Origin of the sequence: Nocardia cerradoensis NBRC 101014, from assembly GCF_000308535.1 — a bacterium.
In the GTDB taxonomy this organism is placed as follows: Bacteria; Actinomycetota; Actinomycetes; order Mycobacteriales; family Mycobacteriaceae; genus Nocardia; species Nocardia cerradoensis.
This window is the reverse complement of the sequence record NZ_BAFW01000033.1, coordinates 85,439-97,453: the sequence shown is the minus strand read 5'-3', so window position 1 is coordinate 97,453 and position 12,015 is coordinate 85,439. Positions and strand designations below refer to the sequence as shown.

Below are 12,015 nucleotides of genomic sequence, written 5' to 3'. Positions count from 1 at the left end.
TCCGGTACACCACCCTGACTGTGCCGGTGACGGCTACCTGTCACTCGGACGGATAGAAGCCGGTCTCACCCGTACCGATTGCCGGGGCAGGTGTGTAGCGCTTGCGTTCACCTCCGCCGGTGACACCGCACAGCTCTTCGTCCTCTCCCAACGGCATCGCGTAGTACCGCATCCCGAAGTGAGCTTCGGTCTGATCGGCACCGACAGTCACCACACGGTGAGTCGTCTCGATCTCGATATCAGAAAATTCGGCAGGGAACCGAACCCCGACGAAGGTCGGAAAACCGTCGTCTTTGCCGACCCAGAAGCGGACCCCTTCGTCCGGCCCTCTTCGGCCCCCGATGCCTCCGGCGAACACCCGGCCGGCCTCGCTGCGAGCTTCCACATAGGTCCAGTCCGGCTGGTCAGGGTGGCACCACACGCGCCACGTGTAGCCACCGTCGGTCCGCTCCGCGGTTACCGGCGTCCAGCCTTCGTCTGCGAGCGATGTCACGAATGAATCCTCACACACGGATACCCCGGAATAGTGAGGTGTCCCAGCGGGTCCCACCACCCCGCACACAGCTGGGTACCGTCCAGGAACCCACCCGTCGGACCGTAGGAATCTCGGGCTACACCTGGTCGCAACGGACCCTCGAACACATGCTCGCTGTACTTCTTCTCAGCCTTCGCAGCGTTGCCACCCGGAGGCACGATCAGGTAGTACGCCTGAAGGTTCCCGCTGTAGCCGTGCGCCACGGCCAGCGTCGTAACCACTTTGTAGACAATCAGCCCTTCCCCCGACACGTACAGCGTCACCGGGCCGTCCTGCCGTTCAGCGTCGGCATGAGCGGAGCCGGCGCCGAGCGTGAACGCCGAAACTATGCCGATGAGCGCCGCAGCGAGAACGAGACTCCATCGCGTATTCATGTATCCCCCTGGGTATTTCGGTTGTCACTTACGGATTCGAGGGCGTCACGGAACCGCATAATCACCTCCACCGGCAACAGCTCCGCCTTCGTGCCGGTAGCCAGTTCGCGGACCATGTAGGTTCCCGGTTCCCTGCGTTCGCCGAGCATCTCTTCACTGCTTTCGAGGCCAGAACAGCACTGCCAAGAACGCCACCAACGGCACCGCGAACGCGACGAACAGCCCCATCAGGCGCCCTCCGCGTCGATGTCCGCCGAACCGAGCCGTTCGGCTTCGCCTGGGCCCAACGTCCGAGCGCTATTGCATGACTGCCGGTACTCCAGATACACGCCGACACCCGGTTGGTCTCCGGGGTACGCCTGCACCTCCAGCACTCCACCCGGAAAGGTGTAAAGCCTTGTGCGCCGGGCTGGTCGGTCTCCATGTCCACTCATCTCGGCCCCTATGTGCGGTGAGTCTCCAGGGCGGACCGTTCGTCCGCTTGGTCAAGCACCCAGCACCGGAGAAGTCGGTTTTCGATCCGGTGCCGGGGCTCGGTCGGAACGGTACGAACACACTCTCAGGCGGGTCCATGAGTTTGATAAAACTTGCTCGTATTTAGTGACCAGCTATCTAACTGGGACTACTCGAGGGATCATGGAACTCGGCACGGAAAGTCCGTGCATACAAGCAGATACGGAGCTGGACTATGCTCTTGCGTTTCCTTGGTAAGGGTGGTTCGGGAACCAACGATTGCCCGACCCTCTATGCCACTGACCAGGCCAGTTACGCGATTATCGGTTGGGTGACCGACCGGCCGGAGACGGTGGAGATTCCTCACCTGCTGCTCGGCTTCCTGGAACCCGACACGTTCGTCGGTACTACCTTGACCGACACCGGCCGAGGCACGTTCCTCGTGTCGGGTCACCCGATCACCGACCGTGAGACGCTGGACCAGATGATGATCGAGACCGACGAGACGGCTATCGAAGTCCCGAAGGCAGAAAGGACGTTCTACGGTGCAACTGCTTCACGGCGATCCGTGGCCTGATCTGTTCGGGCAGTGCCAGCGGGAAGCGTTTCACCTCGAGGTCAGGGACACCTATGCGGTACCCAACGAATCGGAGCCGCTGCGGCGGTTCCTGAACGGTGAGCCGGACGACAACGCCTGGTTCGAATCGTGGGGGCAGCTCGTCCGTGAGACGACCGGGAGGGGTGTGCGCGTGACCCGCGTCCGCGTCATCACCGTTCCGCACGTGGACTACCAACGGTGGTCGCTCACGATTACTGCGCTGAATACCGAAGCGGGTGAAGATATTCGGTACTTGCCCCGGCATCTCGCAGGAGCGGTGCCCGCAGATGACTTCTGGCTGCTGGATGACGAACGGGTGGTGTTCAACCTCGTCGACGAGAACGGCCGCGCGGCCGGGGCTTCGGCTCTAACCACCGACCCGTGGATTGTCGACCGATGCCGACAGGTGAAAACGCGCCTGTGGCAGCTCGCTACGCCGTACACCGAGTATGCGGTAGACCTTCGAAGGTGAGCAACGGCGTGCATGGGGCCCGGCAGGCGCTCGGGCAGCGGCTTCGTGAGATTCGGCGCAGATCGGGAATCTCGGGCCGTGAGCTTGCGCGCCTGTCCGGCTGGCACGAAACGAAGGTCTCCAAGCTCGAGTACGGCAGAGTCACGCCTTCCGACGCCGATATTCGCGCCTACTGCGCTCACACGGGCGCAGGTGATCAACTCGAAGACCTGCTGGCGACGGTCCACAACATAGATGCCGCGTACATGGAGTACCGGCGTCAGCACGCGGCGGGGCTGAAGCGGGGACAGCAGAAGTCGGCCAGGCTCGCTGAGCGCTCGAAGCTGATGAGGATCTATCAGCCGGTCGTTGTTCCCGGCATTCTTCAGACTGCCGAGTACGCCGAAGCCATCCTGAGGCATTCAGTCGCTTTCTATCGCCTTCCTGACGACGTGGACGAGGCGGTCTCCAAGCGGCTGGAACGTCAGCAGTACCTGTACAAAGGTGAACGGCGCTTTCACATCCTCATCGCTGAGCAAACTTTATATACCTCGGTTGGCACCGACGCCGTAATGGTTGGGCAACTGGACAGGCTGATGGCGGTGATCGGCCTCTCCCGGGTTCGGCTCGGAATCGTTCCGGCGCAAGCAGGCCCGCCGATGCAGACAACGAACTTCGTCATGTTCGACTCACATATGGTCACGGTGGAAGGCATCACGGCGGAGCTGACGATTACGCAACCGCGAGAAATCGCGATCTACGCCCGCGCGTTCGATGTGCTGGCCGCTCAGTCCGCAACCGGTGAGGCCGCACGAGATTTAATCCGCAAGGCGCTCGACGCACGCACACCTTGATCGTGCCCTGAGCCGCGGAGTTGTTCGCCGGGCAGACGATCCCCAGGCCGAATCGGGGCGAACTCCCTCCGATGCGGACACGACATCAGCACCGCAGTTGATCAGGTTCAGCGGTACTGCACCGTGACCGGGGCGTGGTCCGACCAGCGCAGTGCGTACTCGGGGGCGCGTTCCACCACGGCCTGCTTCGCGCGGCCGGCGATCGCGCCGCGCGCGAGGTGGTAGTCGATCCTCCACCCGGCGTCGTTGTCGTAGGCGCGGCCGCGGTAGGACCACCAGCTGTAGGGGCCGGGCACGCCCGGATGGAGTTGGCGGACCACGTCGACGTAGCCCGCGGCCAGCATCTCGTCGATCCAGGCCCGCTCGCCGGGCAGGAAGCCGGAGTTCTTGACGTTGCCCTTCCAGTTCTTGATGTCGAGTTCGGTGTGGGCGACGTTCCAGTCGCCGCAGATCACGAAGTCGCGGGTCTGCGCCTTCATATGCGCGCCCAGTTCGCCGAGGAAACGATATTTCTCGTCCTGCATGGGAGTGCCGGCCTCGCCGGTGTGCACGTAGACGCTCGCGACGGTCACCTCGTCGAAGTCGGCTTCCACGTAGCGGCCGACGCCGTCGAATTCGGTGCTGCCGAGGCCGATTCGCACGCGGGTGGGTTCGCGGCGCGACAGGATGCCGACCCCGGCGCGGCCCTTGGCTCCCGGCTCGGCGTGGGCGAGGAACCACCCGGCGTCGAGGACCGGCGCCAGCGCCCTGCGGGTCTGCTCATCGGTTGCCCGGGTCTCCTGCAGGCAGATGATGTCGGCCTCGGTCACTGCGAGCCATTCGAGCATTCCCTTCCCGGTCTTGCCGGTAGCTGCGCGTATGCCATTGACGTTGACGGAACTGATGATGCTGGCCACGTATCGACCGTACAATGCGGGAATCAACCCGTCCTCGCGGACATCGCGGCCACGCCGAGCAGGCCGCCGCCGATCCGGAAGGGGTGACGACGATGACGTCCGGCACCACCCAACCCGCCACCTCCCTTGCGCCGATGACAGCCCTGCACACCGGATCGGGTGATCCGCTGCTGCTGTTGCACGGTTTTCTCATGTCGCCGCACTGCTGGGAGGACGTCGCGTCCCGATTGTCCGCTACTTGCGAGGTGTTCGCTCCGGCCTTCGCCGGGCATTGGGGCGGCCCCGACCTCAGCGGCTGGTACATCGACGTGAATCTGCTCGCCGACCGAGTGGAGGAACAACTCGACGAATTGGGCTGGCGCACCTGCCATATCGCGGGCAACTCGCTCGGCGGCTGGGTCGGCTTCGAATTGGCCCGCCGCGGCCGGGCACGCACGCTCACCGCCATCGCACCCGCTGGTGGATGGCACAATCCGTCGCTGGCCCAGTTGCGGGTGGGGCTCGAGTTCCTGTCGCTGGTTCCCATCGTGGAAATCGGCAAGCGCCTGCCCGCCTCGATCCGGTTCAGCGCGCCGGTCCGGCGTGCCACCGCCATGCTGCTGAGCAAGAACGTCGCCGCGGCGCCCCGGCGCGGAGTGGAGGCGGCGATCATGTCGGCAACCCACTGCGCGGCCATGCTGCCGTTGATCGCCAGTGGTTTGCGGATGGCCGTCCTCGACGATCTGTCCACGGTGCGGACGCCGGTGCGGCTGCTGATGTGCGAATACGACCGGATAATCCCGAATCGCATGTACGCCAAGCGTTTTCTGCGGGAACTGCCCGAGACGGCGGACCGCATCCTGGTGCACGGCGTCGGTCACGTTCCGATGCTGGAGGCTCCCGACCGCATCGCGACCCTCATCGCCGAGCACGTCTATGCCAGCCGCACGCGTCTGCGGGCGGTGTGAGAAAGGCCGGCGGATCGGTTCGAACCCCTCGGCGCCGATCCGCCGGCCGCCATCACGTGGCGATCACCGGCCCAGGAGCCCCTTCGCGATATGGGTCACCTGGATCTCGTTGCTGCCGGCGTAGATCATCAGGGACTTGGCATCGCGGGCGAGTTGTTCGACGCGATATTCCTGCATGTAGCCGTTGCCGCCGAACAACTGCACGGCCTCCATCGCGACCTCGGTGGCCGTCTCCGAGCAGTACAGTTTGATCGCCGAGGCCTCGGCCAGCGTGGGCGGTTTCCCCGCGCGGCCGCGTTCGAGGGTGTTGAAGACCATGTTCTGCACGTTGATGCGGGCGATCTCCATCTTCGCGAGCTTGAGCTGCACCAGCTGGAAGCGGCCGATCTCCTGACCCCACAGCGTGCGGGTCTTGGCGTATTCCACACAGAGCCGGTGACATTCGTTGATGATGCCCAGCGCCATGAATCCCACACCCACCCGCTCGGCGACGAAACTCGTTCGCGCGCTTTCGCGTCCGTCGCCGCCCTTGTGTTCCTCGGCCTCGCCGAGCAACCGGTCCCTGCCCAATCGCACGTTGTCGAAGAACAATTCGCCGGTGGGCGAGGAGTGCAAACCCATCTTCTTGAACGGTTTACCCTGGGTGAAACCCTCCATGCCCTTGTCGAGGACGAAGGTGAGCACCTTGCGATCGCGCCTGTCGGTGCCGTCGCCCTCGTCGAGTTTGGCGTAGACGACCACCACATCGGCGTAGGGCCCGTTGGTGATGAAGGTCTTCTGGCCGTTGAGGATGTAGTCCTCGCCGTCGCGCTTGACCGAGGTCTTCATGCCGCCGAAGGCATCCGAGCCCGAATCCGGTTCCGTGATGGCCCAGGCCGCCACCTTCTTCAAGGTCACGATATCGGCGAGCCAGCGCTCCTTCTGCGCGAGCGTGCCGCGCGACATGATCGTGGCCGCGCCGAGGCCGATCGAGACACCCATCGCCGCGACCAAACCCATACTGACGCCGGACAATTCACTGATCAGCACCGCCATCAACGACTGCTGCTCACCGAACGGGTCACCACCGGATCTGGGCTTCTTGTCGCGCTGCCCGGCCTCCTCCGGCGCGGCCTCGGCGGCACGCTGTTTGGCAAGCATCTTCTCGATCGCCTCGGCGCCCATGACGTCGATGCCGAACTCGCCGAACAGTTTTCGCAGGATCGGATACGGCGGCATCTCACCGCTGTCGAGAGCGTCCAGATGCGGCCGGATCTCCTTGTCGATGAAGGCGCGCACGGCCGCGCGGATCATCTCGTCGGTCTCGGACCATTCGAACATCGTCGTTCTCCTCCAGCGTCAGGGCAGCCGGGCTGCGATGTCGTCGATCAGCCAGGGGCCGTCGGTTTCGATGGTCTTGACGTCGTGCCAGCCGCCGAGCTCGGAGATGGCGCCGCCCTGGACGGCGAAAACCTTGCCGGTGACCGGGCATTTGTCGGTGGCCAGGTAGGCGACCAGCGGTGAGATGTTGGCCGGGCTGAAGGCGTCGAATTCACCCTCGCCCACCTCGGCGGCGAAGATCGCCCCCATCCCGGGTGTGGCCAGGGTCAGGCGCGTGCGTGCCATCGGGGCGATGGCGTTGACCCGCACGCCGTAACGCTCCAGTTCCTCGGCGGCGACCAGCGTCAACGCGGCGATACCGGCCTTGGCCGCGCCGTAGTTGGCCTGGCCGGCGTTGGGCAGGGTGACGCCGGAGGCCGAGGCGGTGTTGACGACGGCGGCGTTGGGCTGCTTACCGGCCTTCGACTGGTCCTTCCAATACGCCGCGGCGTGGCGTAGCACGTTGAAGTGGCCCTTCAGGTGCACCGCGATCACCGCGTCCCACTGCGATTCCTCCAGCCCGGCGATGAACCCGTCACGCAGGATGCCGGCGTTGTTGATCACCACGTCCAGCGTGCCGAACTCCGAGATCGCCTGGTCCACCAGGTTTTTCGCACCGTCCCACTGCGCGACGTTGTCGGTGTTGGCCACCGCCTTCCCGCCCGCGGCGCGGATCTCCTCCACCACCTCCTGCGCCGGTCCGGCATCGGCGCCCTCCCCGGCGTTGCTGCCGCCCAGGTCGTTCACCACGACCGAGGCACCCTCCCGCGCGAACAACAGCGCGTGTTCGCGTCCGATGCCGCGGCCCGCGCCGGTGATGACGGCGACCCGCCCATCCAAAACACCCATGACAGTCTCCTCGACTACGAGTTGTCGGCGACGACCGCCAGGCCGTCGGTCAGAACGAGATCGGTTCCGCGTGCGGTGCGGAACGCGTAGGTGGTGTCGGAGCCGGTCGAGCCGGTCTTCCAGATCTGGGTCTCCAGATCGTCGCCGGGGAACACCATCTTCGAGAAGCGCACCGCGAACCGCTTCAACCGCTGCACGTCGGAACCGGCGACCTCGGTGAGAACGGCCCACGACGACATCGCCATCGTGCACAGACCGTGCGCGATGATGCCGGGCAGTCCGGCATCCTTGGCCACCTGCTCGTCCAGGTGCAGCGGCACCGGATCGCCGGAGGCGGGGGCATAGCGGTAGGTCTGATCGTCGTCCACGTGCGCGGCGACCCGGGCCAGCGGCGGCCGCATCTCCAGTCCGGGATCGAACTTGTGCGGCGGCGCGCTCTCACCGACCTGTTTGCCGACATCGATGTTGCGGAAGAAGGCGGTCAGATACTGCTCGTTGACCAGCTCACCGTCGGAGTCCCGGCATTCGATGAGAATGGTGATGGTGGTGCCGTTCTCGCGACCCTCGTAGCCGACCGCCTTGGCCCTCGAGACCAGCCGGTCACCGGGCCGGATCGGGCGGTGGAAGTGAAAGTCCTGCTCGCCGTGCACAACTCGGCCGAAGATGTCCATCGGGACGACGTCGATCACCGGCATCATCATCGCCTCGAAGACGGGGACGATGGCGAAGACGGGTGAGGCGATATCGCCGGACAGGTGAGCCGGAATCGGGTCGTTGGTGGCGGCGGCGTACTCGGCGATCCGCTCCCGGGTGACCTCGAACCGCTCCTCGTCGGACCAGACGTTGAGGCCCGCGTCGTCGAATTCCACGGGCCGGGGCCCTGTTTCGGTGGCCATATCGCTAGGCCGTCGCCAGGGCGTCGAGCTGTTCGAGGGTGGTGTCCAGCTGCTTGGCGCCGTCCTTCTCGACCGCCTTGCCCAGCGCGCCCTTGATGAGGGCGCCCTCGAAATCACCGGAGACCGAGAATTTGCTGCCTGCTCCCTCGGGTGCGATGTCGAAGGAGAACTTCACCTTCACACCGGCCATCCCGGCGCCGCTGAGCACCAGGTTGTTCGGCGAATTCACCTCTTCCACAACCCATTCCATCTTGTTCGCCATGCCGAGCATCATGATCTTGGCGACCAGCTTCGAACCCGTGGTCAGCGTGGCCGGCGGCTCCTCCATCCAGCGTTCGTGAATGGTGAACCATTTGTCCCAGGTCTGCGGATCCGAGACGACCGCCCACAGCGCGTCCGGGGTGGCGTTGAGATTCTTGGTGGCTTCGATGTGACCCATGTTCGTACTCCTTCAGCGCTCGGCGCGTTGGTAGGCGGTGACGACCGCGGCTCCGCCGAGGCCGATGTTGTGCTGCAGTGCGGCGGTGACGCCCTCGACCTGGCGTTTGTCGGCGTCCCCGCGCAGCTGCCAGGTGAGCTCGCTGCACTGAGCCAGACCCGTCGCCCCCAGGGGATGCCCTTTGGAGATGAGGCCGCCCGACGGGTTGACCACCCACTTGCCGCCGTAGGTCGTCTGATCACCGTCGATGAGGCTGCCGGCCTCGCCCTCGCCGCACAGGCCCAGCGCCTCGTAGAGCAGCAGTTCGTTGGCGGAGAAGCAATCGTGCAGTTCGATCACCTGGAAGTCCTGCGGACCCAGGCCGGACTGCCGGTAAACCTGCTGCGCGGCTTGCACATTCATGTCGTAGCCGATCAGGTTCTTCGCGGTGCCGTCGAAGGTGGAGGCGAAATCGGTGGTCATCGCCTGGCCCACGATCTCCACCGCGCGCCCGGCCAGACCGTGCCGGTCGACGAAGTCCTCGGAGGCGAGGACCACCGCGCCCGATCCGTCCGAAGTCGGCGAGCACTGGAGTTTGGTGAGCGGGTCGTAGATCATCCGCGCGCCCAGGATGTCGTCGAGCGAATACTCGTCCTGGAACTGCGAATACGGGTTGTTCACCGAATGCTTGTGGTTCTTGTAGCCGATCTTCGCGAAATGCTCCGCGGTGGTGCCGTACTGCTTCATATGTTCGCGGCCCGCGGCGCCGAACATCCAGGGCGCCGGCGGGAACAGCACCTCGGAGATCTCGGCCAGCGCCATCATGTGCTTGGCCATCGGCTGCTCGCGGTCGTCCCAGGTGGAACCGAGCGAACCGGGCTGCATCTTCTCGAAGCCCAGCGCCAGTGTGCAGTCCGCCAGCCCGCCCCGAATCGCCTGCGCCGCAAGGTAGAGCGCGGTGGAACCGGTGGAACAGTTGTTGTTGACGTTGATCACCGGGATACCGGTCATTCCCAATTCGTAGACCGCGCGCTGACCGGAGGTGGACTCGCCGTAGACGTAGCCGACGTAGGCCTGCTGCACCTCCCGGTAGTCGATTCCGGCATCGGCCAGCGCCTTGGTGCCGGATTCGCGCGCCATATCCGGGTAGTCCCACGCACGGGTCGTGCCGTCGGCCTCCTCGACCTGCCGCCGACCCGGTTTCTCGAACTTCGTCATTCCGACGCCGACGACGTAGACCTTGTTCGCCATCGAACCACCCTTCTCCCAGTCGGCCGCCCCGGCGAGCGGCAGTGGTCGATCCGTTCCGATCGAACTGGAAACAAACATACGGAGCTGTATGTAAAGACGCAATAGGGTGCGCGCTTTCGCCGTCAGGTCGGGAGATATGCCCAGCTAGAACGTTTGTGTTGATACGTACAGATGCATCTGTAGCTCGCTACAGCTCACGCGTCGACGCCGGTGCACCGGCATGGCGGTACGGGGCGTCAACCGCCGATTCCGAGGCCCGGGAGTGCGGATTCGGCGGCCCGGCGCAGATGCGCGGAAGCGCGCTGCCAGCGGCGGTGGGCACGCTCGGGATCCGGAGAGACGAAGTTGGAGACCAGGATTCCGCGCAGGGTATCCATCGCGGTATAGGCGAAGTCCCGGACTTCCTTGCGCCGCAACTCATCCGGGACCAGCTGCGATACCGCCATCAGGACGGCGTTGTTGACGAACGGTTCCACCTTCTCGGCCTCGGCGGCCAGCACCGGATCGGTGCGGCCGGCCACCCACAGCTCCATGGCCGCGATGAACAGCGGTCCCTGGTGTAACTCCCACATCGCGTCCAAGGTGGCGCCGATCGGATCGTCACCGGCGCGCAACCGGCCCAGCTCCTTCATCGCGGCCTCGGTTCGCCGTTGCGCCAGGTGGGAAATGGCGGCCACGACCAGATCGGTTTTGGAACCGAAGTGATGCACCTGCGCGCCGCGGGTGACCCCGGCCCGCTCCGCGACGCGCGGCGTCGTGGTGCCCGCGTAGCCGTATTCGACCAGGCAATCGATGGTCGCGTCCAGCAATCGCACCCGCATCTCGCTGCTGCGCTGCTCCTGGGTACGACGCGGCGGCTTACCGACGACAGATCTGGCCATCCGGAAATCCTACACTTACATACACACGTGCATGAAACTCACTCGGGCTCGCGCGCCGCCCGTCCGCGTTGTATCGCGGCCAGCAGCACCCGCACCCCGGCGCCGATGAGCGCCAGATCGGCCAGAATCTGCACGGTCACCACGACACGCGCCGCCTGCGAGGTCGCCGCGATATCGCCGAAACCGACCGTCCCCAGCACGGTCACCGTGAAATAGAGCGCGTCGATCCGGGTCAGCAGCGCCGAGAAACTGTCCGGCGCCGCCGCCGACATCAGCACGTACGTGGTGGCGAACATGAGAATGAAGGCCACCGCGATCACGGTCAGCGCCTCGGCCCCGCGCAGCCCGGGATAAGGCGCGGCCACGATGCGCGTGGTCTGCCGCACGATGAGCACGACGACCGCCACCAGACCACCGCACAAGCCCAGAATCGGACCGAGCTCGTTCAAATGATGCAGGGGCATGACGAAATACAGCGCCACCAGCACGATCGTCGTCAGCGCGGTCCGCGCGGCGGCGAACAGCACCGCCCGCCGCCGCGGGTCGCCACCACCACTCCCCTGCACCTGCGGATCCATCCTGACCTCCCGGTCGAGTGCCGCCGCCTGCTCCGGATCACTCAACCACGCCGAGGGCCGCCACATCGGGAGGTTGACGCGGCGGCAAGCCAACACTTCCCCACAGTGGGAAATCACGCCACCGCGCGGCGGCGACCCGAGTTGAGACACTGAACGTCGACCAGTCGGTGGCGAGCCGCGCCTGGCCCGGTTCGGCGAGCCGGCAGGGCTTGCGGGGCGCCATGTCGGGATGTCCCGCCGGAGCAGCGTGAGGATTGATGAGAGAACTTCACCCCGATGTGCGCGTGGCGATGGCGATGGGACGAGAACTGAAGCACCGCATCGCCGAAATGCGTGAGCGTGCCGACGGCATAGTCGCGCGCCGACCCTCGCCGAGCGGGATGGTGATTCCCGAGGTCAACGTCTACGGCCAGCTGACGGACCTGTACCTCGCACCCGGTACCTGCGATCGTTTCGGCAATGACGAGCTGGTCGCCGAGATCGTGGCCGCCATCCGGGAAAGCACCGTCAACGCGCGCCGGCAGTACAGCATCGCCATGAACGAGGACCATCACCATGTGCCGCTGGCCGAGAAGGCACGACAGTGGCGGGCGGAGATGGACGCGCGGAAGCCCTCCACCACTGGGAACCCAGAAGAATAAGGCTCGGACGGCTGGGCGGGAGGATTGGCCAGTT

At 65.3% G+C, this 12,015-nt stretch carries 15 protein-coding genes; 5 read left to right on the top strand and 10 right to left on the bottom strand.

Translation table 11 applies throughout. The annotated features are described in order from the left end of the window. Positions 1-40: 40 nt before the first annotated feature. Together ON23_RS05060 and ON23_RS05055 are read right to left on the bottom strand one after the other, a co-directional pair. The gene (locus ON23_RS05060; protein ID WP_039776657.1) at positions 41-493 is read right to left on the bottom strand and encodes a hypothetical protein; all 453 of its coding nucleotides are present in this window, start codon (positions 491-493) and stop codon (positions 41-43) included. Continuing rightward, positions 490-909, bottom strand: a complete 420-nt coding sequence (locus tag ON23_RS05055) for a hypothetical protein (protein ID WP_039776656.1) — start codon at positions 907-909, stop codon at positions 490-492. The genes ON23_RS05060 and ON23_RS05055 overlap by 4 nt, the downstream gene beginning before the upstream one ends. Positions 910-1,597: 688 nt before the next feature. Between ON23_RS05055 and ON23_RS05050 the strand changes: the two genes are divergently transcribed. The 3 genes from ON23_RS05050 to ON23_RS05040 are packed head-to-tail and all read left to right on the top strand — an operon-like array spanning position 1,598 to position 3,265. Further along, positions 1,598-1,939: a hypothetical protein gene (locus tag ON23_RS05050; protein WP_039776654.1), complete on the top strand. Its 342-nt coding sequence runs from the start codon at positions 1,598-1,600 to the stop codon at positions 1,937-1,939. Beyond that, positions 1,908-2,432 carry a DUF6879 family protein gene (locus ON23_RS05045; protein WP_039776652.1) on the top strand — a complete coding sequence of 175 codons (525 nt, stop codon included), beginning with the start codon at positions 1,908-1,910 and terminating at the stop codon, positions 2,430-2,432. Before ON23_RS05050 ends, ON23_RS05045 begins: the two co-directional genes overlap by 32 nt. After that, positions 2,429-3,265 (top strand): helix-turn-helix domain-containing protein, encoded by an 837-nt coding sequence (locus tag ON23_RS05040; RefSeq protein ID WP_039776651.1) that lies wholly within the window; start codon positions 2,429-2,431, stop codon positions 3,263-3,265. Before ON23_RS05045 ends, ON23_RS05040 begins: the two co-directional genes overlap by 4 nt. 107 nt (positions 3,266-3,372) lie before the next feature. Here ON23_RS05040 and ON23_RS05035 read toward each other — a convergent pair whose 3' ends face one another. Then, positions 3,373-4,161 carry an exodeoxyribonuclease III gene (locus tag ON23_RS05035; protein ID WP_083903702.1) on the bottom strand — a complete coding sequence of 263 codons (789 nt, stop codon included), beginning with the start codon at positions 4,159-4,161 and terminating at the stop codon, positions 3,373-3,375. 14 nt (positions 4,162-4,175) lie between these two features. On the opposite strand from ON23_RS05035, the gene ephH reads away from it, so the two are divergent. Further along, on the top strand, positions 4,176-5,108 hold the full coding sequence (ephH, locus tag ON23_RS05030) for an epoxide hydrolase EphH (protein WP_223273386.1): 933 nt from the start codon (positions 4,176-4,178) through the stop codon (positions 5,106-5,108). A gap of 63 nt (positions 5,109-5,171) precedes the next feature. On the opposite strand, the gene ON23_RS05025 is transcribed toward ephH, so the two are convergent. The 7 genes from ON23_RS05025 to ON23_RS04995 all read right to left on the bottom strand — a co-directional run bounded on the left by ON23_RS05025 (position 5,172) and on the right by ON23_RS04995 (position 11,340). Then, complete coding sequence (locus ON23_RS05025) at positions 5,172-6,428, bottom strand: acyl-CoA dehydrogenase family protein (RefSeq protein WP_039776649.1); 1,257 nt, start codon at positions 6,426-6,428, stop codon at positions 5,172-5,174. Between the two features lie 18 nt (positions 6,429-6,446). Beyond that, entirely contained in the window at positions 6,447-7,316 is an 870-nt protein-coding gene (locus tag ON23_RS05020) for an SDR family oxidoreductase (RefSeq protein ID WP_039776647.1), read from the bottom strand. 14 nt (positions 7,317-7,330) lie between these two features. Continuing rightward, a complete protein-coding gene (locus tag ON23_RS05015) occupies positions 7,331-8,212 on the bottom strand; it encodes a MaoC/PaaZ C-terminal domain-containing protein (RefSeq protein ID WP_039776646.1) in 882 nt (293 codons plus the stop codon). A gap of 4 nt (positions 8,213-8,216) precedes the next feature. Next, complete coding sequence (locus ON23_RS05010) at positions 8,217-8,651, bottom strand: type II toxin-antitoxin system Rv0910 family toxin (RefSeq protein ID WP_036498339.1); 435 nt, start codon at positions 8,649-8,651, stop codon at positions 8,217-8,219. A gap of 12 nt (positions 8,652-8,663) precedes the next feature. Beyond that, entirely contained in the window at positions 8,664-9,881 is a 1,218-nt protein-coding gene (locus ON23_RS05005; RefSeq protein WP_039776703.1) for a lipid-transfer protein, read from the bottom strand. A 236-nt stretch (positions 9,882-10,117) separates the two neighbouring features. Further along, positions 10,118-10,762, bottom strand: a complete 645-nt coding sequence (locus ON23_RS05000; RefSeq protein ID WP_030513545.1) for a TetR/AcrR family transcriptional regulator — start codon at positions 10,760-10,762, stop codon at positions 10,118-10,120. A 38-nt stretch (positions 10,763-10,800) separates the two neighbouring features. Then, positions 10,801-11,340: a potassium channel family protein gene (locus tag ON23_RS04995; RefSeq protein WP_063821225.1), complete on the bottom strand. Its 540-nt coding sequence runs from the start codon at positions 11,338-11,340 to the stop codon at positions 10,801-10,803. 290 nt (positions 11,341-11,630) lie between these two features. Here ON23_RS04995 and ON23_RS04990 point away from each other — a divergent pair, with 290 nt between their 5' ends. Beyond that, the gene (locus tag ON23_RS04990) at positions 11,631-11,981 is read left to right on the top strand and encodes a hypothetical protein (RefSeq protein WP_244970197.1); all 351 of its coding nucleotides are present in this window, start codon (positions 11,631-11,633) and stop codon (positions 11,979-11,981) included. The last annotated feature ends 34 nt before the right edge of the window (positions 11,982-12,015 follow it).